The organism is Ruegeria sp., assembly GCF_965221235.1.
Taxonomy (GTDB): domain Bacteria; phylum Pseudomonadota; class Alphaproteobacteria; order Rhodobacterales; family Rhodobacteraceae; genus Ruegeria.
This window is the reverse complement of the sequence record NZ_CBDCRS010000004.1, coordinates 1,971,583-1,993,124: the sequence shown is the minus strand read 5'-3', so window position 1 is coordinate 1,993,124 and position 21,542 is coordinate 1,971,583. Positions and strand designations below refer to the sequence as shown.

Genomic DNA, 21,542 nt, shown 5'->3' with positions numbered 1-21,542 from the left:
CCCCTTTTCGATCAGTTCGTGGTTTCCAGCCCTTCGGGCTTGCCGACAACCGTGAAGTGTAGCCCCTCGGGGTCAAGCAATTCGCTGGCCACGCGGTTCACCTCGTCCAGCGTCACCGCATTCACCTTGTCGTTGCGGGTGGCGATGTAGTCGATGGGCAGGTTCTCCATCTGCATGCCCACCATGATGCCGGCAATCTGCCCGTTCCCATCAAACCGCAGCGGATAGGCTCCGGTCAGATAGGTCTTGGCATCGTCCAGTTCTTTCTGCGTCACGCCTTCGGTGGCCGCACGCGCCCATTCGGCGCGGATCACATCGACGGCCTCGGCGATACGGTCGTTGCCTGAGGACACGGACCCCAGATAGACCGAGGCCAGATCCTTGGGCACCAGATAGGTCGCCACACCGTAGGTCAGGCCACGTTTTTCCCGCACTTCCTGCATCAGACGGCTTTCAAACCCACCACCGCCAAGGATGTGGTTCAGCACAAAGGCGGCAAAGAAATCGGGATCGTCGCGGTCAATTCCCGCGTGGCCGAACAGAGCGACCGATTGCGGCGTATCAAACTCGACCACGCTGACACCGCCGGGGATGGTTACATCGGCGCGGCCCGGAATGGGTTTGCCGGTTTCAGGCAGATCGGCCAGCAGCTTATCCAGCAGCGCGCCCAGTTCCTCGGCGGTGATATCGCCCACTGCACCGACATAAAGCCGGTCCTTGGCGAACACGTTGTCATAGGCGGTGACCACATCATCGCGGGTCAGGGCCGAGACGCTGACGATCGTGCCCTTGCCGTCCGAACCGTAGGGATGATCGCCATAGGCCATTGCGGCAAAGCTGCGACCGGCAATATCGTTCGGGTCGGTCTGATCCGAGCGCAACCCGGACAGTACCTGCGCTTTGACCCGCTCGACCGCATCTTCGTCGAAGCGCGGCTCGTGGATCGTGGTGCGTAGCAGGTCGATCACCTCGTCGCGATTCTCGGTCAGGAACTGCGCCGAGATTGAGACCGTGTCGTCCCCGGCATTGTACCGGAACGAGGCCGCCAGCGACTCCAGCTCTCGCGCATAGGTGCGGGCGTCCATGTCGCCTGCGCCTTCCTCGATCAGGCCACTCATCAGGTTGATGGCCCCACGCTTACCGGGTTCATCCAGTGATGTCCCGCCGCGGAAACGCAGTTCCAAAGCGGTGAAGGGGATCGAGTGATCCTCGACCAGCCACGCAGTGATGCCACCGGGCGAGGTGACCTCTTCGATCTCGATCTCGGCCCAGGCGGGCAAAGCAATTATCAGGGCTACAAATGTAACGAAGATGTGTTTCATTGCGTCACCTCATCGTCCTTCATCAGCCAACCGGTCACGGAAGCCTCACGTTGCAAAACCTCGCGGGCGGCAGCGATGATCTCATCGCCTGTCACCGCTTGCAGGATGTCGGGCCAGGCCTGCACATCCTCGACCGTCAGGCCGCTGGTCAGCGCACGGCCATAGCGGTTGCCGATGCCGTCGACGTTATCCCGAGCATAGGTCTGCGCGGCGCGCAGCTGCATCTTGATCCGGTCGAGGTCTTGTTCGTTCACGCCCTCAGCGATGAAGTCAGCGACGGCCTGATCCATTGCATCCTCGGCCTCTTGCAGCGAGACGCCTTGCGCCGGAACGACCAGCAAATCAAAGGTCGTATCGTCCAGCGAGACGCCACGATAAAACGCCCCGGTATAGACCACCTTTTGCTGCTCGAACTGAAGCTTTTCGTTCAAATAGGACGTGGTGCTGCCGCCCAGCAATTCGGCCAGCAAGAACAACGCCGCGGCTTTCTCCTGAGCGCCCGCATCGCGTTCCGGCGCCAGATAGCTGCGCTGGACGTAAGGCTGTGAAACACGGGCGTCCTTAAAGGTCAGACGGCGTTCAGAAGTTTGCGGTGGTTCTTGCGAACGCACCCGTTCCGGCAGGTCAGGATTTGCGGGAATGACGCCGTAATACTGCTCGGCCAACGCCTTCACTTCGTCGGGCTCAACATCGCCCGTCACCACCAGAATGGCATTATTAGGCGCATAATGGGTCGCATAAAAGGACAGCGCATCGTCCATATCCAGCGTCTCCATCTCATGCCGCCAGCCGATGATCGGCACGCCGTAGCGGTGGTTGAGGTACTGGGCCGCATTCATTTGCTCGCCAAACAGGGCGCGGGGGTTATTGTCGGTACGCTGGTTGCGTTCCTCAAGGATCACGTCGCGTTCGGTGCGGATATCCTCTTCGGACAGGCGGATGTTGCGCATCCGGTCCGCCTCCATCCGCATCATCAGCTCAAGCCGGTCCGAGGCGACACGTTGGAAATACGCGGTGTAGTCATATGAGGTGAACGCGTTGTCATTGCCGCCATTGGCCGCAACAGTGGCCGAGAACTCACCCGGGGCCAGTGTATCGGTGCCTTTGAACAGCAAATGTTCCAGAAAATGCGCCACACCGGACGAGCCGACAGGTTCATCCGCCGATCCGGCGCGGTACCAGACCATATGCTGCACGACCGGGGCGCGGTGATCTTCGATCACGACGACATCCATGCCATTGTCCAGCGTGAAGGTTGTGACCGCCTCTTCCCCTTTGGCAAAAAGGGGTGTCGCGGCGATCAAGGCAGCCGACAGGGCAAAGGCCCGAACCATAAGGCATCCTCCGTTTCGTTTGTTGCTGTTCAAACTACGGTGGTGAGGCGCAGGTTCAAGGCCGATGACGGAAAGTTAAAGATTATTCATCCGCCGGAGGGGCCGAGGGTGTTTCAAGCCCGGCATCGCGCGCCGCCTGAGTCTGAGCGTCGGCATTCAGCGACTGACGTTCATAAACCTGCGCATAGCGGTCCACATTGAACAGGCGCAGGCGGGTCAGACGGCCCTGCTTTCTGCGGAATTCGGCATCTTCGGTATCGACAACCTGCCGCGTATTCGCCGGCACACCATAGCGGCTAGACGCCGTCACCAGCGCCGCGTCCGTTGACGGGATCGGGGTATTAGCGTTCAACGCCGCCTCACTGCCGCCAAGCGCCACCACGGCATCCGCTGTGGGGTTCGGGTCGGTCAGGTTCCCTCCACCCGGCGTGGGGGCAGGCAGAAACTGGTAATCCTGAGGCTGCGTCAACGGCTTGACCGGCAGGACCGAGAATTCATCCGGTCCCTCACCGGGGGCCTCAAGATGGCGCAGGCCGATATCCGAACAGCCTGCAACCGCAAGGGCCAATGTCACAGCAAGTATGGAACGCGGCAGCCGCATCAGAGTCTCCAGCCTGTTTCAGGCGCTTTTATCGCATATCACCCGGCGCGTCACGAGGGCTTTTTGCCATCAAACAACACAAGTCCGATGGCACCGGCAAAGATGAAGACGTCGGCCAGGTTGAAGACAAACGGGTTGTTGATACCGCAGCAGGACATGTTCAGAAAATCCAGAACATAGCCATAGAGTACCCGGTCCAGCACATTTGCCAATGCCCCGCCGATCAGCAGCCCGCCGCAGAATAGCATCAGCTTCGATGGGGCCGTGCGCATCAGCCAGATCAGCACACCGACCGAAATCACCAGCGAGATGCCGATCAGAACCCAGCGCGCAGCTTCGGAATCGCCTTGGAAAAGGCCGAAATTGATGCCGCGATTCTCGCCGTATTTGAACACCAACAGGGGCGGTAGAACGTCGATATTGCCCTCGGCCACGCGCATGACTTGAACGACCAGATACTTGCTGATCTGGTCGATCAGAAACGCGGCCAACGCGGCCCAGAGCAAAAGGCGCATACGCATCAGTGGCGGAAATGGCGCATGCCGGTGAAGACCATCGCCAGGCCGGCCTCGTCCGCAGCGGCGATCACCTCATCATCGCGCATCGAGCCGCCGGGCTGGATGACGCAGGTCGCGCCGGCCTCGGCGGCCTCCATCAGACCGTCGGGGAAGGGGAAGAACGCGTCCGACGCCACGGCCGAACCGATGGTCAGCGGCTGCGGCAGGCCCAGCACGTCAGCCATGCGTTCGGCTTTTTTGGCTGCGATCAGGGCCGAATCCACCCGGCTCATCTGGCCCGCGCCGACTCCAACTGTCGCGCCGTCCTTGACATAGACAATGGCGTTGGACTTGACGTGTTTCGCCACTTTCCAAGCGAACAGAAGGTCTCGCATCTGTTCGTCGGTCGGAGCCTTCTTGGTGACCACTTTTAGGTCATCCATGCCCACAAAGCCGTTATCCTTGTCCTGCACCAACAAGCCACCGGCCACCTGACGCACAGTTTTGCCACCAGCGGTCACATCCGGCAGGCCCTCGGTCGTCAACAGGCGCAGGTTTTTCTTGGCGGCGAAGATCGCCTTGGCCTCATCCGATGCACCGGGGGCGATCACGACCTCGGTAAAGATGCCGGTGATTTCCTGCGCAGTTTCCGCGTCCAACGGTTGGTTCAGCGCCACGATCCCGCCAAAGGCCGAGGTGCGGTCGCAGTCAAAAGCCGATTTGTAGGCGTCCAGCAGGGTCGCGCCGGTCGCGACACCGCACGGGTTGGCGTGTTTGATGATCGCACAGGCCGCGCCTTGCGTCGGGTCGAACTCGGCGACCAATTCAAAGGCCGCATCGGTGTCGTTGATGTTGTTGTAGCTCAGTTCCTTGCCCTGATGCTGTACGGCGGTCGCGACACCCGGACGGTTGGTGCCATCGGTATAGAACGCAGCCTGTTGGTGGCTGTTCTCGCCATAGCGCAGGGTCTGTTTCAACTCACCGGCAAAGGCTCGGCGTTTTGGTGCTTCGAGTTTCAGCGCGTCGGCCATCCAGTTGGACACGGCCGTGTCATACGCAGCAGTACGAGCATAGGCCTTCTGAGCCAGCCATTGACGGAACCCATACGATGTTTTGCCGTAGTTCTCTTCCAGTTGGTCCAGCAGTGAAGAATAATCCTCGACATCCACCACCACGTTGACGAATGCATGGTTCTTCGAGGCCGCACGGATCATCGCTGGGCCACCAATGTCAATGTTCTCGATGCAGGTGTCGTAATCTGCGCCTTTGGCCACGGTCGCCTCGAATGGGTAGAGGTTCACCACCAGCAGGTCGATCGCGCCGATACCATGTTCGGTCATCGCGGCCACATGGCTGTCATTGTCACGCAGGGCCAGCAACCCGCCATGCACCATCGGGTGCAGCGTTTTCACACGGCCATCCATCATCTCGGGGAAGCCGGTGATCTCACTCACGTCCTTCACCTCGAGCCCTGCATCGCGCAAAGCTTTGGCCGTGCCACCGGTCGACAGCAACTCGATCCCACGCTCGGCCAACGCCTTTCCCAGCTCGATCAGCCCGGTCTTGTCGGATACGGAAAGCAACGCGCGGCGCACGGGGTGAAGATCGGTCATGGGCTCAAAGGTCCTTTTGGCGTCAGTCGAATTCGGGCTCGTCCCGGTGCAGGTCGCGCACGGCATAGGCTGTATCCTGTGCCTTGCTCAACGTCCACTGGATGCGCGTCGCATACTCCATTGCGCGCCCGGATAGAACGATCTGTTTTGTCGCGCGTGGCTTTAAACGCCCTTTTTCAAGATAAACGCTTGGTTCGACGGCCAATTTTCCCACCCCATCATGGCGGAAAACCCAGATCTCACCGCTTTTGAGCGCCATCGACACCGCCGCGCCGCCCAGATCAATGGCCGCATCCACGTCTGGATGCAGGTGAAACCGGATGTCAAAGCCGATACCGTTCAGGCCCGAGGCATCCATCGCCTTGTCAAATTGCCGCTTGGCCTTGTCGGTGGCGGTTAACAGAATATCCTCGCCGGTCAGCTCTCGCCCGTCAAAGCGCAGCTCGAAAGTGCGAGCGTGGGTCAGACCAAAGGTTTTGGTGTAACCGTTATGCCCGACCATGAAGCGTGTGCCTTCAAACGCGTCTTCCATGTCGACCGGAACGTCCTGCGGCGCGTCCACCAGCGCTTCGTTTTCGCCACTTGGTCCGGCCTCGGCCAGCCGGGCGCTTGAATAGCCGTCCAGACACAGGGTCGAATGGGACGGTGTAGCCCGCCCGGCCCGCCGCCATTCGGTACCAAAGCTTTCGCCCGAACCGCAATTCACGATCAAAGGCCGCCGCCCCGAGGTCAGCTCAAAGGCCAATGTCGATGCATGCGCGTTGTAAGACGCAGCCCCCTTGGGCGGGGCGCTGGCATCTATGATCACACTGGTGCGCGCAGCATATAGCCGCGAATAGCCCATCGCCAACCCGGTCGTGTGCTGCGGTTTGACACCGCTTTGGGCCAGAGCCTGATCCAAACGCCCCTCAAGCCCGCGTCCACCACCGTGAAACCGGGCCAGCGCACCATCCGCATGTCGCAGGCTGCGCAGAGTGGGAGCCATGCGTTTGATCGCATCCGCCTGCGCACTGGGTGTTCCGCGCCCCAGATCACTGAGCGCCGCCGAGGTCCAGCTGAGCAGCGTAAACACCTCAAGCAATTCTTCAGGGTTACGGGTGGGAATGCCGCCGTGCTGATCAATCTGCTTTTCGCATTCCTTGGCCAGAGCACGCAGGGCCGGGTCGGCCATATGCTCCAACCCTTCAAGCGCCAGCCCAGCCTGAACCAGACCGGCCAGGGCTTCGAACCGCGGCAGTCCCGGCGTTGCGGCGTGCCAGCGTTTCGACAGAAACCATGTCTGCTGCGCCAGCGCGCGGAAGAACGCGCGGCTCTGCGCCTCATCCGCGCCGCGCAGCAGAAACACAGCGTGATTGATCCAGCGCATCACCCGCCTGCCGGTCAGATCAGGTGCCCAGCCCGGCCCCTGCCCGCCGCCATGCGCATCAATCCAGCCCCAGACCCAGCGCTGCGCCTTGTCCCGCGCCCGCATGTCGCCAACAGCCGCCAGATCATCCAGCCAGGCAAAGCCGTGGCGTTCATTGTCAAACCCGATGCTGGGCGCGGTCACGTCCCACAGGTCGGTATCCTGCGCCTCAACCAGATAGCCAGCAAACAGCAGATTTCCGGCCACCAGCTGCCGACCGCGCGCGAACGAGCCGACGGTGCGCGGCTCTGGGTCGCCGACAAAGCCCGTAGCCGCCTTGCGTCGCCGGCTGAGCCGCGCGTAAAGCCGGTTCTGAAACCGCGTCCACCGATTGGTCATGGTATCTGATTTTGACATGACGCTCGTTACTCTGCCCCTCGCGCTCTGCTGGCGCCTGAGACCCAACGATAGACCGCTGCGATCGTCAAGTCATCGAAAAGCGTATGCTCAGGCAGATTTGATCAGGCAAGCCACATAGAACCCGTCCATGCCGCCGCGATCCGCCCAATAATCGGGCCGCAGGCGCAGGCCGCCTTCTTCGGTGATCCAGCTCGGTTCAATGCCGGGGATTTTCAGCGCATCGCGGTCCACTGCCATATCGGAGTACTGATCCAAGGCCTCTTCGACCTGCACCTCACCCTCATCCGGCAGCAGCGAGCAAGTGCAATAGACCAGCCGTCCTCCGGGTTTCAGCAGGGTCCACGCATGGGCCAGCATCTGCGCCTGCAACTCGATCAAACCACCGAATTCCGAGCCGTCCTTGGCAAAAGGCAGATCGGGGTGACGCCGGATGGTGCCCGTGGCGGAACAGGGCGCGTCCAGCAGGACGGCGTCGTACTCGCCTTGATGCTCCAGCGCGTCGCCTGCGATGACATTGGCCGTAAGACCCGTCCGGGTAAGGTTCTCGCGCACGCGCTCCAATCGCGACTCCGAGATATCCAGCGCCGTGACATTCGCCCCGGCAGCGGCCAGTTGCAGCGTCTTGCCGCCCGGCGCCGCGCAGAGGTCCAGGATATTCTCACTGGCTTGCGGTGCCAGAACACCCACCGGTATGGCAGCGGCGGCGTCCTGCACCCACCAGTCTCCGGCATCAAAGCCTGGCAAGTTTGAGACCTGACCCGCATCCTGCACCCGCATCGAGCCGGTCGGAAGCGCTTCACCCGGTCCCTTTGCGCCCGGCTTGACCGTCAGATCCAGCGGTGCGGCAGCGAAATGAGCCTGTTCCATGCCGGTGACGGCGTCTTTGCCCCAGGCCATGATCAGGGGGTCGCGCAGCCATTCGGGCAGGCGCGGCACCCGCATCTTTGGCCATGCGTCTGGCCCTTCGGCGGCCACCTTGCGCAGCACTGCGTTCACCAGCCCCTTAAGACGACCGTGTTTTCGCGAGCGGCCCACGATCTCGACCATCGAGTTGACCACGCCATGCGCGGCCTCGCCATGACACAGCTCGACGGCACCGAGACGCAGTGCATTGTGGACGGTCAACGCAGGTGTCCGGTTCAGGTGGTTGTCCAGCAGCCGGTCGGCGCGTTCCAACCCACGCAGGGTTTCCAGCGTCAGGCGCTGCGCGCGTGCGCGATCCTCGGGGGGCAGCCGGTCCAGCGCACCTGCGGCCAGACATTCGGACAACAGTCGCCCCTCGCCCAAGATCTGATCCAGCAGATAAATCGCGCTGCGTCGCGCTGCCGTTGCGTTGTCGGACATGAACCCGCCTTTGATTTTATCCCCGCCCGCATTGCCAGAGGCGGACGCGGGCGTATATCAAGCCTCAGCACGGAAAGGAACCCGAAGTCATGAGCGACGACCGCAAAGACCTACCCCCCGCCGCCCAGCGCGCGCTGGCCGAGGCCGAAGAGCGCCGCAAGAAGGCCGCAGCCGATGCCAAGGCGCAGCCCAAAGAACTGGGCGGGCGCGACGGCCCCGATCCGGCCCGTTATGGCGATTGGGAAAAGAAAGGCATTGCAATCGACTTCTGATCTTTCAGCTCTGTAGCGCCTGAAGAAAATCACCGATCAGCGCGCGTTGATTTTTCGATTTGGCCCTCTCCTCGGGCCATGTCAGCCAATAGCCGTCCTTGGTTGGCAGCTCTGGCAAATCCAGCCTTAGCAGCAGCCCCGCCTGCAAATCCGCGCGTGCCAGAGGCACCGACCCAAGCACCACGCCCATCCCCTGCCGCGCCGCTGAAATGGCGTGCTCCATCGAATCGAAGCTGATTTGTGAGGGCGGCAAGTCCGTCTGATCCGCTTGCCGCGCCCAATGCCGCCATGCCGGGCGTTCGCCGCGCAGATCAATCAGCGGCGCGCCCCAAGCCACACCCTGCGCGGCCATCGGCACCAACACCTCCGCCGCGATCAGGGCGGCATCGCGTCCGGGCCACGCCCCGCGGCCATAGCGAATTTGCAGCCACGTCCGCTCTTCATCCAGCGATGACCGCCGCGCGCCGGAATCGGTCATCACCCGCACCTCGGGCCGCATCTGGTGAAACCGCGCCAAAGCCGGCACAACAAGCGCGTGGATGTTAGAAGACAGTCCCGCCACCCGCAGCTCTCGTGGAGATTTCCCAAACAAATCCTCAGTATTGCGCTCAAGCGCCTGCAAGCTGTCCTGCACCAGCGGCAGATAGCTTTCACCCTCGACCGTCAGCGACACACCCCGCGCCTCGCGTACAAACAGCGTCCGGCCCAGCCACGCCTCAAGGTTCCCGATCCGTTGACTGACTGCCGCTTGAGTCAACCCGAACTCACGCGCCGCGGCTGAGAACCCGCCCAGCCTCCCAGCCGCTTCAAACACGCGCAGCCAGTCCAGCGGCGGCAATCCGATCTTTTTCTTAGCCATAAGATTTTCCAAGCCTCAGCCGAAAGAAGCATTAATTGTGGTAATGCCATGAGAGGCGTATTTCCTCAACCAAAGCCCGCGCTGAACAGGAGACCCCCCATGCTGCGCACTGCCACCCATGATACTTCGGTCGTGACGGTTGAGTTCGACACCGGCACCAAGGCCCGTTTTCACGCCATCTGGCTGCGCGACAACGCGCTGGACCCCGAGACCCGCGCCCCCGGTAATGGCCAGCGTCTGATCACCATCGGGGACATCCCTGCGGCTGTGTCGGTCAGCGCGGCAGAGGTCGTAAGCGGCGATCTGCGCGTGACCTTTCAGCCCGAAGACAAGACTGTCATCTTCCCAGCTGCGTGGCTGGCAGATCACATCTATGACCGCAACGTAACGACCGAGTTTGGCCGCACCGCGCCCGGCATCACCACGTGGGAAGGCGATATCGCTGCGCCCAGTGCCGCCTGGGATCAGGTCCTTACCAACCCTGCCACCAAGCGCGACTGGCTGGCCGCCGTGGCCGAGTTTGGCTTTGCCAAGCTGACGGGTGGCCCGACCGAGCCGGAATCGCTGCTGAAAGTTGCCGATCTGTTCGGCTATGTGCGTGAAACCAACTATGGCCCCTATTTCGAGGTGCGGACCGAGGTGAACCCGACCAACCTCGCCTATACAGGCCTTGGCTTGCAGGCCCATACCGACAACCCCTATCGCGACCCGGTGCCAACGCTGCAAATTCTGTACTGCCTTGAAAACAGCGCCGAGGGCGGCGACTCGATCGTCGTCGACGGCTTCCGCGCGGCTGAGAAATTGCGCGCCAAGAACCCCGAAGGCTTTGCCCTGCTGGCCGGTTATCCGGCGCGGTTTGAATACAAGGGCTCGGACGGGGTATGCCTGCGCTCCCGCCGCCCGATGATCGAGCTGTCCCCGGACGGAGAACTGATCGGCATCCGTTTCAATAACCGCTCGACTGCACCGCTGGTCGATATCCCATTTGACCAGATGGAGGCCTACTACGCTGCCTACCGCCAATTTGGCGAAATCATCGACGACCCGGCCATGGGCGTGTCGTTCAAACTGGAACCGGGCGAGAGCTTCATCGTCGACAACACCCGCGTCCTGCACGCGCGTCTGGGGTACTCCAGCGCCGGTTCACGCTGGTTGCAGGGCTGCTACGCCGACAAGGACGGGTTACTGTCGACGCTGGCGGCAATGGAGATGGCGCAGCCGGAGGCGGCGGAATGAAACCTGATTTCTCGACCTTGAACCGGGACAATATCGTGGCTTTCATCGGTGATATATTTGAGCGTCGCGGCGGTGAAGAATACCTCGGGGAACCCGTCACCATGGCCCAGCACATGCTGCAAGGGGCCACCATTGCCGAACAAGACGGCCAGCCCGAGGAAATCATCGTTGGCGCGCTGCTGCACGATATCGGCCATTTCACGTCCGAGTTCGGCACCTATCACCCCGACGACACCGAAGACCGCCACCATGAGGACGCAGGGGCCGAAGTGCTGGAACAGTTCTTTCCCTCGGTCATCACCGATTGCTGCCGTTATCACGTAGCGGCCAAACGATATCTCTGCGCGACAAAACCCGAGTATTTCAACCGCCTGTCCGCCGCTTCGGTTCATACGCTGGAATTGCAGGGCGGCCCGATGAGCGCCGATGAGATTGCCGCATTCGAGGCCAACCCCAACCTGAAAGAAATCATTCAGGTGCGGTATCTGGATGAGGCTGGCAAGCGCGCCGACATGGAAACCCCGGATTTCGCCCATTTCGCCCCGATGGTACAGCGGATGGTGGACAAACATCTGGGTACCGGATGACCGCGCCGAAAACGCCCCAAGCCCCGGATCAGCGCGTTTTCAGAAACCCTTAACCCTTGCACACACCATCTGTGCTACGCTCGCACCATGTCCAATGGGAACGGGAGGCATCCGATGAGTGTGAACAGACGCAGGGTTGTCCAGCTGGGAACCGCAGCGACGGTCGGAACATTGCTGCCGCGCATGGCGTTTGCGGCGGCCGATCAGAACGAGGCGTTCGAACGGGCCTTTGCGGACACGCTCGCGCAGCTAAGAACCAGCTTCGCCGGGCTTGGGTTCACCGAAGCCCAGCCTTTGTCGGTGGTATCCGGACGGGATGATTACAACGGCGGTCTGCGGCACGATTTCGATCAGTCCGTGCTGCCTTCCGGTGCCTTTGTCATCCAGCCCCTGGCGCGAGTGGCCGATGTGGACGAGAAGTCGCGTGCAGATGTGCTGCCCTTGTTTCACGAGGTCGGCTGCCACCCGAAAGATGCGGATGGCCAGACGACGACCCGCCTGATGATGCAGCTTCTGACCGACGGCTTCGGCCTCGATCCCGCCCGCATCGCCTTTGTCAGCGTGCCGCAGGCCGATGGCATGCGCCCTGTGCTGGACGAACTGGGCCTGCCTTTCAAAGAAAAGGTATTGCTGCGCGACGAGGCCGAGGCACTGGCGGCCCGCGATGCCTCGGGCTTTTTCTTCCCCGATCCGTTTGGCGACCAATACATCGTGACCATGGGCGTCTACTACCGCCTGACGGACACAAATGACCCCGCCCCCAGCGCCTATCCTCCGTCGGCGAACTGGACCGAGATCGGAGAAATCGTCATCGCCGGAGACGCCGCCCCCTTGGGCATTTCCATCGGGGCCGAGCGCCTGACTTATGCTGTGTCGGGCCAATACCCCACATGGGATCAACGGCTGGGGATGCTCTTTGCTCAGATCGCACAGGACGGCACCGAACCGCCCGGTCTATCCGCCTTTCGGTAAGGGACCTAAAGCCCCAGCACATCCACCATGTCATACTGACCCGGAGCCTTGCCCTGCCCCCAGAGCGCCGCTTTCAGCGCGCCACGGGCAAAAATGGCGCGGTCGGTGGCCAGATGGCGCAGGACGATACGCTCACCCGGCGCGGCGAACAGCACGTCATGTTCGCCCACGATGTCGCCGCCACGAATGGCGTGGAAGCCGATATTGCCGCGTTGACGTGCGCCGGTGATGCCGTCGCGGCCCCGGTCTGACACATCTTCCAGTTTGACGCCGCGCCCCTCGGCCGCCGCCTCGCCCAGCATCAGCGCGGTGCCAGAAGGCGCGTCGACCTTGTGGTGGTGGTGGCCTTCGATGACCTCGATGTCGAAATCCTCATCCAATGCCGCCGCAACCTTTTTGGTCAGTTGCACCAGAAGATTGACGCCAAGGCTCATATTCCCCGCCCGCACGATCACCGCATGACGCGAAGCCGGTTCCAGCGCCGCGATCTGCTCATCACTCATTCCAGTGGTCCCAATCACATGCACGCAACGCGCCTGCGCGGCCAATGCGGCAAACTCCAGCGTTGCCTCGGGCGCAGTGAAGTCGATCACCGCCTGCGCCTGCGCAAACGCCTCCAGCGGATCATCCGTCACGGTCACACCAAGTGCCTGACCGCCCATTGCCTCGCCCACATCCTGACCGATCCAGTCATGCCCCGCGCGCTCGACCACGCCGACCAGACGGGCCTGATCGCTGTCGGTGACGGTCTTGATCAGCATTTGCCCCATACGGCCCGAGGCCCCTGTGATCACGATCCCCGGAATGTGGGTCATTGCGCTTATCCTCTGTATTGGTCGGCTCAAAGCCTCCTACCCCGTTCGCGCCCGCTTGGCAAAGGCCGGATTTGCGCTTAGATCGAAGACATGGCAAAGAACAAATTCCACGATGGCCCCGGCCCGTCCCAACGACAGCTGCGCGTCGGCGAACTGATCCGCCGCACCCTGTCCGAGGTTCTGGCGCGCGGAGATGTCCACGACCCCGACCTGAACCGCATGTCAATCACTGTGGGTGAGGTGCGCACCTCACCCGATCTGAAGATCGCCACCGCCTATGTGCTGCCCCTTGGCGGCAAAGGGCAGGAGGACGTGATCGAACTGCTCGCCCGTAACAAGGGCGAGTTGCGGCGCGTGATCGGCAAGAAGCTGAACCTGAAATTCTCGCCCGATCTGCGCTTCCGTCTGGATGACACGTTTGACCGGCTGGACGACACCCGCCGCATGTTCGAACAGGACGCGGTACGCCGCGATCTGGACGAGTGATCCGAGCGCTTGTCGCCACGGGAGCCGTCCTTTGGGCGGCGCAGGCGGGTGCCGTGACCTGTGAAGAGGTCACGTATGAGGACAAGCGGTATACGGTTTGTGAAGTGGATGCCGCCAATGAAGAATTGCGCCTGTTTCTGAACGATGAGAACGGCGACCTGTTGGGCCATTTCTCTTCGGTCAACGAGGCGCTGGAGCCGCAGGGCAAACGGCTGGCCTTTGCGATGAATGCGGGCATGTATCACGACGACCGTTCGCCCGTCGGCCATTATGTCGAAGACGGGCAAGAACAGATGCGCGTGATCTCAAACCCCGGCCCCGGCAATTTCGGCCTGCTGCCTAACGGTGTATTCTGTGTCCGTGAGGGCCGCGCCGACGTGTTCGAGACGCTCGACTATGTCGATCAGGCCCCCGAATGCCAGTTCGCCACCCAGTCCGGCCCCATGCTGGTGATCGACGGAGAGCTACACCCGCGCTTCCTGCCCGATTCGACCTCGTTGTTCGTGCGCAACGGCGCTGGGACCAGCGTCGATGGTACGCGCGCGGTGTTTGCGATTTCCGAGGATTACGTCACCTTCCACGAATTCGGCCGCTTGTTTCGGGATGTGCTGGCAACCCCGAATGCGCTGTTCTTTGATGGCAATATCTCGCGGATGTATGAGCGCGCCAGCAACCGGTCAGATATTGGCTTTTCGCTGGGGCCGATTGTGGGTGTGGTCGAAGACGCTCCGGCAAATTGACAGCGGCAGAGTGATCCGCTAACTCGCGCGCCTTAGCATGAATCAAGGTGTGGAATGGGACGCAAACGTAAGGGCCGCGATATCTCGGGTTGGCTGGTGGTGGACAAGCCCGCAGGCATGACCTCGACCGCAGTGGTCAACAAAGTGCGTTGGGCAATGGACGCAAAAAAAGCGGGCCATGCGGGGACGCTGGACCCCGAGGCCACCGGCGTTCTGGCCGTGGCCTTGGGTGAGGCGACAAAGACCGTTCCCTACATCACCGATGCCTTGAAAGCCTATACCTTCACCGTGCGTCTGGGTCAGGCGACCAACACCGATGATGCCGAAGGCGAAGTGATTGCCGAAAGCGATGCTCGTCCGTCTGACGACGATATCAAACAGGCGCTGGCCCCGTTTCTGGGCGACATCATGCAGGTGCCGCCCAAGTTCTCGGCCGTGAAGATCGACGGTCAGCGCGCCTATAAGCTGGCCCGCGATGGCGAGGACGTGGAACTGTCCGCCCGCCCCTTGTGGGTCGAGGAACTGATCCTCGTCGACCGCCCTGATGAAGACCACGTGGTGCTGGAGATGACCTGTGGCAAGGGCGGTTACGTCCGTTCCATTGCACGCGATTTGGGTGAAGCGTTGGGCTGCCACGGCCACGTCAAGGAACTGCGCCGCATCTGGTCGGGTCCGTTCGAGGCCGAAGACGGCCTGACCATCGAACAGATCGACGATATGGCCAAGACCGAGGCGCTGGACGACTACCTGCACCCGCTGGAAACTGGCCTCGCCGACCTGCCCGAACTGAAATGCACCCCCGAAGGCGCCACCCGCCTGCGCAATGGCAATCCGGGTATGGTGCTGGCCTCGGACGTGGAATATGGCGACGAAGCCTGGGCCTCGCTGGACGGCAAGGCCGTGGCCGTCGGCATCTACAAATCCGGTGAATTGCACCCTAGCCGGGTGTTCGTCGCCTGAACGCCGTGCTAGGCGGGAGGCATGATTACCCGCACGCATACCAAGGGCGACGCACCCTCGACCGCCATCTACTCCGACTGCGAGAAGTATCGCTATAGCCTGACGCGTGTCTGGGACGCAGGCGGACGCAAGGCGCTGTTTGTGATGCTGAACCCCTCGACCGCGACCGAAGTGCAGAACGACCCCACCGTCGAACGCTGCGAACGACGCGCGCGGGCGCTGGGGTTCGGGGCGTTTCAGGTCACCAACATCTTCGCCTGGCGCGATACCGATCCGCGCAAGATGCGCGCCGCTGCCGATCCGGTAGGGCCTGAGAATGACGCGGCCATTCTGGACGGCGTGCAATGGGCTGATCAGGTCATTGCCGCCTGGGGCACTCACGGCGCGCATCTGGACCGCGGACAAGCGGTGGAAACCCTGCTGCGCAGCACCGGTCAACCGCTGTTCCATCTGGGGCTGACCAAGGACGGTCATCCAAAACACCCGCTGTATATCGCCTATACCCAGCAGCCCGCACCGTGGTGACAAAGGGTTAACCATGTCCCCAGCTTGGCTTTGACCAAGCGCTTGATTGCATGAGACATTTACCCTTGGGGCAATGCGTTCACGGAGGGTTCCCATGTTTCTGATCGGATTGCTGAGCCTGGCCGCCGTCGGCGGTGCCGCCTATGCCATGAGCGACGTGTTCGTCCCCGACGAAGCGCCCGAAGACGACGACAACATCGACGATCAGCCTGACGAAATCTCGGAAGGTGAGTTCCTTGAGATCGACGGAACCCCGGTCACGGCCGAGCCTTCCTTCGAGGATGAAGAGCAATCGGTCGAAACCCAAATTTCCGAGGTCGCAGGTGATCTGGAGACCGAAGATTCCGACGCGCTGGCCGGGCAGGACGGTGAGGATCAGATTGACGATCAACCCGAAGACAGCGTGATCGACGGAGGCGACGGAAACGACATCCTGCACGGCGGCGATGGCGCGGATACCATTGCCGGGGGTGACGGTCAGGACATCCTGCATGGCAATGCTGGTGAGGATCACCTGGCTGGGAATGACGGCGACGATTCCCTTTATGGCCATTCCGGTGCGGACGTTCTGGAGGGCGGCGACGGCGCGGACGTGTTGTTTGGCGGTCAGGACGACGACACTCTGACCGGCGGCGATCGGGATGACGCCCTGCATGGCGGCTTTGGCGCGGATACCCTGCACGGCGGCGCGGGCGAGGATGTTCTGTTCGGCGGTGAGGGCGACGACCATTTGACCGGCGCGGATGGAGACGGCGAACAGGCCCGCGATTTCCTCAATGGCGGCGGGGGTGAAGACACGATTCTGGCGGATAGCGGGGATGTCGTAACCGGTGGCGATGGCGCGGATGATATCATCCTGTCCCCCGACGACGAGGATGAGGCCGTCACCGTCATGGATTTCCAACCCGGGCAAGACAAATTGCTGATCTCATGGGACGGGCAAGAGGACCCGGATATCCAGATCGAGACTGACCCGGACGACGAAAACCTGACCCACGTTCTGGTGGCCGGGCAGGACGTGGCGCAACTGCTTGGGGCCGAAGGCTTGACCGCCGACGACATTCAACTCATCACCGAGGCCGAACTGGCGCAGCTTAGCACCCTGAGTTGAGACCACAGATTCCCTTTGCCATTTACCTGAAATGCGCCTATACGCGCGTGTCCGCATCGGAATCGGTGCGGTTTTCTCCATGGGCCTGTGCTGGACGACATCCCGGCCTGCGCCATTAACTCTAACCTTTTAAAGGAGACCCCGATGTCGATCACTGCCGCTGAAAAAGCACGCGTCATGAAAGAATTCGCAACCAAGGACGGCGACACCGGTTCGCCAGAAGTCCAGGTTGCCATCCTGACCTCGCGCATCACCACCCTGACCGAGCACTTCAAGACCCACAAGAAAGACAACCACGGTCGTCGCGGTCTGCTGAAAATGGTTGCCCAGCGTCGTAAGCTGCTGGACTACCTGAAGGGCAAAGAAGAAGCGCGCTATCAGGACCTGATCAAAAAGCTGGGCATCCGCCGCTAAACGCTTTTTCGTTCAATTCGAAACGCCCGCCAATTTGGCGGGCGTTTTTTTTGCGCCGGTGTAGCGAGTCGAAAGTCGAGGTCACATGGGTGTCAAAAGTCGAGGTAAATGCCGGGAAATTTCGCTGGATTTTATCGGCATTTTCCGGGGTATTTTTCCGGCGTTTTTCGGCTGAATTTACCCGCATAAATCGGCTGAAAATGCCTCCTTCCTTACAGGTCTGCGGTGGGTGACCCGACCGCCTGCCACGCGGTCATTATTTCGCGAACACGCGCCCATGAGGGCTTTGGGTCGGCGGCTGGATCTTTGGGGTGATATTCGATGACCGGCTTTTTGGTGGCCGGCAGTGGCGCTCCCGCTTCATGCACCCAATAGATTGTAGCGTATGGCTCCCATATCACGCGATCGTCCCACCATGCGCTGCTGAAAGGCCCGGTGTATTCGTAATTGACATCGTCCGGTCCGCGATCGATGCGCGTCAGGGTGCTGGAGCAGGCCAGTACGCTTTGTGAGGTGCGCAGCCCTGTCGGCACGGAAATCCGCTTGTTGGCGTGCGCCCATTGCAGCGCTTTGATGATCGTCCAGTTATCCATTACCGGTCCCTGTCGCCGCCACTTCTATAATAGTCCGTGCGGATGAAGTTGACCTGCAAGGTGCCGCGCAGGCCATGCGCGCCGGAATTGATCACGGTCCATGTGATCGGGGTGACTGTGTTCAACAGCACCTCGGTTCTCTCGAGGATTGAACCGTCGCCGCGTCTTCGGGTGGTCGATTTGTTCGTCACACGTACCTGATCGACATAGCGTCCCGTCAATCCCGCGCCCGGATCACCCTTGTCGCCCCGGTCCGCCAGAAGCTGCCAGAAGGAAGAGGTTGATGAGGGTGTGTTGCCCCGATTGTTGTCACGTACCGATATCCAGGACCGCCTGTCGTGGGCAACAGTATCCTGCCGGGCGTATGTGGTGACTCTGGACCATGTGCCACGCCAGCGGAAGCTGTCTCCGTCAAGCCCCGGCTTGCCCTGATCTGCCAGCAGGTCCCAATTGTCGCCACCCTCATCACCGGTGGGCCCGTTATCTGATGTGGAGGCATGTGTCCTGGTGCAGATATAGGCCCTGCCATTGCGGGCCACGATGTCCTGGATGGTGGCGTTGGCACGGTAATCCCGCCCGGTCGCCCAGGCCCCTCTCCACTCGAATCCCTGACCGTCATTTGCGTTGACCCCGTCCTCGCCCGCCCGCGCGATCAGGTCCCATTGCGCCGATGTGGTTGACGGCGTGTTGCCGAGATTGTCCGGTGCTGTCGATATCCACGACGCGCCCTCATGGCTGACGAGATCGTTGACCTGATAGGATGTCGTGCCGGACCATGCGCCGCGCCAGCGCACGGCTGCGGCGATATCCTGCCAATGTGCCGATCCATCGGCGGGGGTGTTGTTTGTATTGGCATCGCTGATTGACAGCCATGTACGCCCCTGATGCGTCACGAGATCGCGCAGGCCATAGGTTTGCGCAGATGACCACACACCGCGCCAGAATACGGTGGCATCGCGGGCATAGCCGAGTGTGGCCGTCACTCTGGCCGGGTCGGACATCAGGCCGGAACTGCTGATGGCGCGGGCCAGAAAGTGCCACGTGCCTCTGCGCGGGTCGAGCGACTCGAATGGCGATCCGGTGAGCAGGCCGGAATGCAGCTCGACCGCATCGTCCCAATCGGCATTGGCCACGGCGGAATACCGGATCTGCACGCCGATGACATCGGGCTGGGCGGGCATGTCGAAGGTGAAGCGCCTTGTGCGGTCATCATCGACCGTGACCGCGAAGTTTGCCGGCGCGGGCGGGCGGACGCCGCCATCCCATGTCCATTGCCCGGTCCAGACCGGGCCGTCGGGGCTGTCGAGCGTGCCGGGTATGATCTGGACAACCTGGTTGGTCTGCGGCGGGATGATCCAGGTTGCCACGAGGTCGGCCGGACCGGAGAGCCGGTCCACGACGCGCAAATCGGATGATGACGGGCCCGCCCGCACCACGCCGCCGGTCCACGCCCCGCTGACCGTGAGAGCGGCGCGCAGCTCGATCATTTCGCCGCGTCCCACGCGCACACGGCGGGCGGAGAACTGCACGTCGGCCACTCTCGGAAACCGCGACCGGGCGGCGGGGAACGGTGCGCTGAGATCGCTTGTGGCCAGCGCATGATAGGCGTCGGTCTCATCAATGGCGGTGAACCTGAACCGCCGGTCGCTCAATGGCCGGACCCCGATGATGCGGGCCCTGACAGGCGGCAGCGCGGCGTCGTAGATGCGCCAGATGGCGTCCTGCGGCTCCAGGCCGCCCAGATCGGGCGCGATCGGCATGGGCGAGGCCAGCACTACCTCCGAAACATCGCCGGTCGTCCCCGGCGGTGCGGATATGCGGGACTGGTGCAGGCGACCATCGGCCAGCCGGACCAATATCCAGTCGTCTACCCCGACGCTGACCGCGCGATCGAGGGTGATGCGGTCCACGCCACCGCCCACAACCCGGCCCGCCTGTCCACCGTCGATCAGCGAATGTGTGATGTTGACCACGTCGCCGCGCTGAAACGCCCGGCCCTCCCGGCCCATCTCCCAGATCAACTGACGGCGGTGATAGTGCTGACGGGCCGCTTGCAGGTTGCACTCGATTGCCGCGTTGGCGCGTTGCGTCACGCCCCGCGCGGTGACGGTCATGGTTTTCCGGACCGGCCCGACCAGACCCGGCCGTGTGCGTCGGACCGAGTTGTACTGCCAGTCCATCTCCGGCTCGATATAGCGGACCACGATCTCATCCGCGAGCGCGCCCGGAGCGTATTCGACGCGGAAGGTGCCCTTGATGACATTGGCCGGTGACACCAGCCCGGTGGGCGAGGTGCCCGCGCGTTCGACCACCACGCCCAGCTTGCCGCTGTGCCAGGAGACCGCTGCATGACCACATTGCGCGATCATCCTCAAGATCTCGTCATGTGTACCCGAGGTCACGACGGTGTCGCAGCGGTATCCCTGCGCCGCGCACACATCGTACCACCTGATCAGCGCGGCATCGTCGATACGGCTTGCGGCCAGGCCGATCCCGGCAATGGTCCCGTCCGGCGTCTGCCAGCCGCGCGCGTAGGCGCGGTAGATCGCGGCCGGGTTGGAGCTGTAGACGCGCTCGGTGCCAAACCGTGTGCGATCCGGCACCGGCACGGGTATGCGTTGCCGGACGCGGCCCGACAACCGGTCGAGCGCGCCATTGAGCTGACCGCTGGCTTTGATCCGCGCGGCCAGGCGTGTCTGACCGGCATAGCGCGCAGTGTCCGGCTGATGGGACCGCAGCGCCGCCCAATGCAACTCGTCATAGGTGCGTTCGCGGTCCGAGGGCGCAGACACCCGCCGCACCTGGACCGTCCACGTGCCGGCCTGTGGCAGATCGTATGCGAACGTGACGCGGTAGGGCTCCTGCTGGTCCCATGACAGCGTTGTGGAGCGCCGCGTCCAGGGATCGCTGGCCTGCCGCCGGAACCGGATTTCCAGCGGGACGTCATGCACAACATAATCGCCGTCATCCTCGACACGGAACAACCGCCCGGTGATGTCGATTTGTATTCTGTTGGTGTTCTCGCTTGTGACGCGCGACACCCAAACGGTGTCGTCCAGTGTTGCGCCCGCGATGGTATCCACATTGCCCGCAACCAGGCTCACGCGTCCGGCCGCGTCGCCCCATTGCAGCTCGACGCCCTCAAAATCTTCGATCGGCGTATCCCCGATCCGCAAATCGTCGATATCCGGATCGCCCAGGCCCCAGTTGAATATCTGGCTCAGATACTGGTCGAAATCGACATATTCGGTAAAGGCGCGCGCGCCCAGATCGGGGAACAGGCGATGCTCGCCCAGAACCAGAGGCAAGGGCTCGTAGGCCCGTGCGCGGTTGCTGCCACCCGTGAGCGAAAACACCGGATCGGGTTGCTGCGGGCCGCTGATATCGGGCGCGCGCACAGGCACCAGCGCGTTCACGATCAGCCCGCCTGCGACCGCGATCCCCGCCGACAGGGCTGCGGCCTGCCAAGAGCCGGCTGCAAAAAGGGTCTGCGCGC

The 21,542-nt window shown here is 62.2% G+C and carries 21 protein-coding genes; 10 read left to right on the top strand and 11 right to left on the bottom strand.

From position 1 onward, the window contains the following. Window positions 1–11: 11 nt before the first annotated feature. The 7 genes from ACOQOY_RS13120 to ACOQOY_RS13090 form a co-directional block, all read right to left on the bottom strand. On the bottom strand, window positions 12–1,322 hold the full coding sequence (locus ACOQOY_RS13120; protein ID WP_420585860.1) for a M16 family metallopeptidase: 1,311 nt from the start codon (window positions 1,320–1,322) through the stop codon (window positions 12–14). Next, a complete protein-coding gene (locus tag ACOQOY_RS13115) occupies window positions 1,319–2,656 on the bottom strand; it encodes a M16 family metallopeptidase (protein WP_420585859.1) in 1,338 nt (445 codons plus the stop codon). The genes ACOQOY_RS13120 and ACOQOY_RS13115 overlap by 4 nt, the downstream gene beginning before the upstream one ends. An 82-nt stretch (window positions 2,657–2,738) precedes the next feature. Beyond that, window positions 2,739–3,257 carry a DUF3035 domain-containing protein gene (locus ACOQOY_RS13110; protein ID WP_420585858.1) on the bottom strand — a complete coding sequence of 173 codons (519 nt, stop codon included), beginning with the start codon at window positions 3,255–3,257 and terminating at the stop codon, window positions 2,739–2,741. A 50-nt stretch (window positions 3,258–3,307) separates the two neighbouring features. Continuing rightward, entirely contained in the window at window positions 3,308–3,778 is a 471-nt protein-coding gene (lspA, locus tag ACOQOY_RS13105) for a signal peptidase II (protein WP_420585857.1), read from the bottom strand. Next, window positions 3,778–5,367, bottom strand: coding sequence for a bifunctional phosphoribosylaminoimidazolecarboxamide formyltransferase/IMP cyclohydrolase (purH, locus tag ACOQOY_RS13100; protein WP_420585856.1), 1,590 nt, complete (start codon window positions 5,365–5,367; stop codon window positions 3,778–3,780). The genes lspA and purH overlap by 1 nt, the downstream gene beginning before the upstream one ends. Window positions 5,368–5,389: 22 nt before the next feature. Continuing rightward, complete coding sequence (locus tag ACOQOY_RS13095) at window positions 5,390–7,129, bottom strand: heparinase II/III family protein (protein WP_420585855.1); 1,740 nt, start codon at window positions 7,127–7,129, stop codon at window positions 5,390–5,392. A 90-nt stretch (window positions 7,130–7,219) separates the two neighbouring features. Next, window positions 7,220–8,476: an RsmB/NOP family class I SAM-dependent RNA methyltransferase gene (locus tag ACOQOY_RS13090; protein ID WP_420585854.1), complete on the bottom strand. Its 1,257-nt coding sequence runs from the start codon at window positions 8,474–8,476 to the stop codon at window positions 7,220–7,222. Window positions 8,477–8,565: 89 nt separating this feature from the next. Between ACOQOY_RS13090 and ACOQOY_RS13085 the strand changes: the two genes are divergently transcribed. Beyond that, window positions 8,566–8,748 (top strand): DUF1674 domain-containing protein, encoded by a 183-nt coding sequence (locus ACOQOY_RS13085; protein WP_420585853.1) that lies wholly within the window; start codon window positions 8,566–8,568, stop codon window positions 8,746–8,748. Between the two features lie 4 nt (window positions 8,749–8,752). On the opposite strand, the gene ACOQOY_RS13080 is transcribed toward ACOQOY_RS13085, so the two are convergent. Further along, on the bottom strand, window positions 8,753–9,607 hold the full coding sequence (locus tag ACOQOY_RS13080; RefSeq protein WP_420585852.1) for a LysR family transcriptional regulator: 855 nt from the start codon (window positions 9,605–9,607) through the stop codon (window positions 8,753–8,755). Between the two features lie 99 nt (window positions 9,608–9,706). Between ACOQOY_RS13080 and tmpA the strand changes: the two genes are divergently transcribed. The 3 genes from tmpA (at window position 9,707) to ACOQOY_RS13065 (ending at window position 12,402) form a co-directional block, all read left to right on the top strand. Continuing rightward, window positions 9,707–10,843, top strand: coding sequence for a 2-trimethylaminoethylphosphonate dioxygenase (gene tmpA, locus ACOQOY_RS13075; protein WP_420585851.1), 1,137 nt, complete (start codon window positions 9,707–9,709; stop codon window positions 10,841–10,843). Beyond that, complete coding sequence (gene tmpB, locus ACOQOY_RS13070; RefSeq protein ID WP_420585850.1) at window positions 10,840–11,430, top strand: (R)-1-hydroxy-2-trimethylaminoethylphosphonate oxygenase; 591 nt, start codon at window positions 10,840–10,842, stop codon at window positions 11,428–11,430. The genes tmpA and tmpB overlap by 4 nt, the downstream gene beginning before the upstream one ends. Before the next feature lie 114 nt (window positions 11,431–11,544). Next, complete coding sequence (locus tag ACOQOY_RS13065; protein WP_420585849.1) at window positions 11,545–12,402, top strand: hypothetical protein; 858 nt, start codon at window positions 11,545–11,547, stop codon at window positions 12,400–12,402. A gap of 5 nt (window positions 12,403–12,407) precedes the next feature. On the opposite strand, the gene dapB is transcribed toward ACOQOY_RS13065, so the two are convergent. Further along, window positions 12,408–13,217, bottom strand: a complete 810-nt coding sequence (gene dapB / locus ACOQOY_RS13060) for a 4-hydroxy-tetrahydrodipicolinate reductase (RefSeq protein ID WP_420585848.1) — start codon at window positions 13,215–13,217, stop codon at window positions 12,408–12,410. Window positions 13,218–13,307: 90 nt separating this feature from the next. Here dapB and rbfA point away from each other — a divergent pair, with 90 nt between their 5' ends. The 6 genes from rbfA (at window position 13,308) to rpsO (ending at window position 17,453) form a co-directional block, all read left to right on the top strand. Continuing rightward, window positions 13,308–13,703, top strand: a complete 396-nt coding sequence (gene rbfA, locus ACOQOY_RS13055) for a 30S ribosome-binding factor RbfA (RefSeq protein ID WP_170453633.1) — start codon at window positions 13,308–13,310, stop codon at window positions 13,701–13,703. Then, entirely contained in the window at window positions 13,700–14,443 is a 744-nt protein-coding gene (locus ACOQOY_RS13050; protein WP_420585847.1) for a phosphodiester glycosidase family protein, read from the top strand. Before rbfA ends, ACOQOY_RS13050 begins: the two co-directional genes overlap by 4 nt. Window positions 14,444–14,497: 54 nt before the next feature. Next, entirely contained in the window at window positions 14,498–15,403 is a 906-nt protein-coding gene (truB, locus tag ACOQOY_RS13045; RefSeq protein WP_420585846.1) for a tRNA pseudouridine(55) synthase TruB, read from the top strand. A gap of 21 nt (window positions 15,404–15,424) precedes the next feature. Continuing rightward, complete coding sequence (locus ACOQOY_RS13040; protein WP_420585845.1) at window positions 15,425–15,928, top strand: DUF1643 domain-containing protein; 504 nt, start codon at window positions 15,425–15,427, stop codon at window positions 15,926–15,928. 94 nt (window positions 15,929–16,022) lie between these two features. Beyond that, window positions 16,023–17,039 (top strand): calcium-binding protein, encoded by a 1,017-nt coding sequence (locus ACOQOY_RS13035; RefSeq protein WP_420585844.1) that lies wholly within the window; start codon window positions 16,023–16,025, stop codon window positions 17,037–17,039. A gap of 144 nt (window positions 17,040–17,183) precedes the next feature. Continuing rightward, on the top strand, window positions 17,184–17,453 hold the full coding sequence (gene rpsO / locus ACOQOY_RS13030; RefSeq protein ID WP_008757925.1) for a 30S ribosomal protein S15: 270 nt from the start codon (window positions 17,184–17,186) through the stop codon (window positions 17,451–17,453). Between the two features lie 212 nt (window positions 17,454–17,665). Here the strand turns inward: rpsO and ACOQOY_RS13025 are convergent, their stop codons facing one another. Both ACOQOY_RS13025 and ACOQOY_RS13020 read right to left on the bottom strand, forming a co-directional pair. Then, a complete protein-coding gene (locus ACOQOY_RS13025) occupies window positions 17,666–18,046 on the bottom strand; it encodes a hypothetical protein (RefSeq protein WP_420585843.1) in 381 nt (126 codons plus the stop codon). After that, window positions 18,046–21,402, bottom strand: coding sequence for a host specificity factor TipJ family phage tail protein (locus ACOQOY_RS13020; RefSeq protein WP_420585842.1), 3,357 nt, complete (start codon window positions 21,400–21,402; stop codon window positions 18,046–18,048). The genes ACOQOY_RS13025 and ACOQOY_RS13020 overlap by 1 nt, the downstream gene beginning before the upstream one ends. Between the last annotated feature and the right edge of the window lie 140 nt (window positions 21,403–21,542).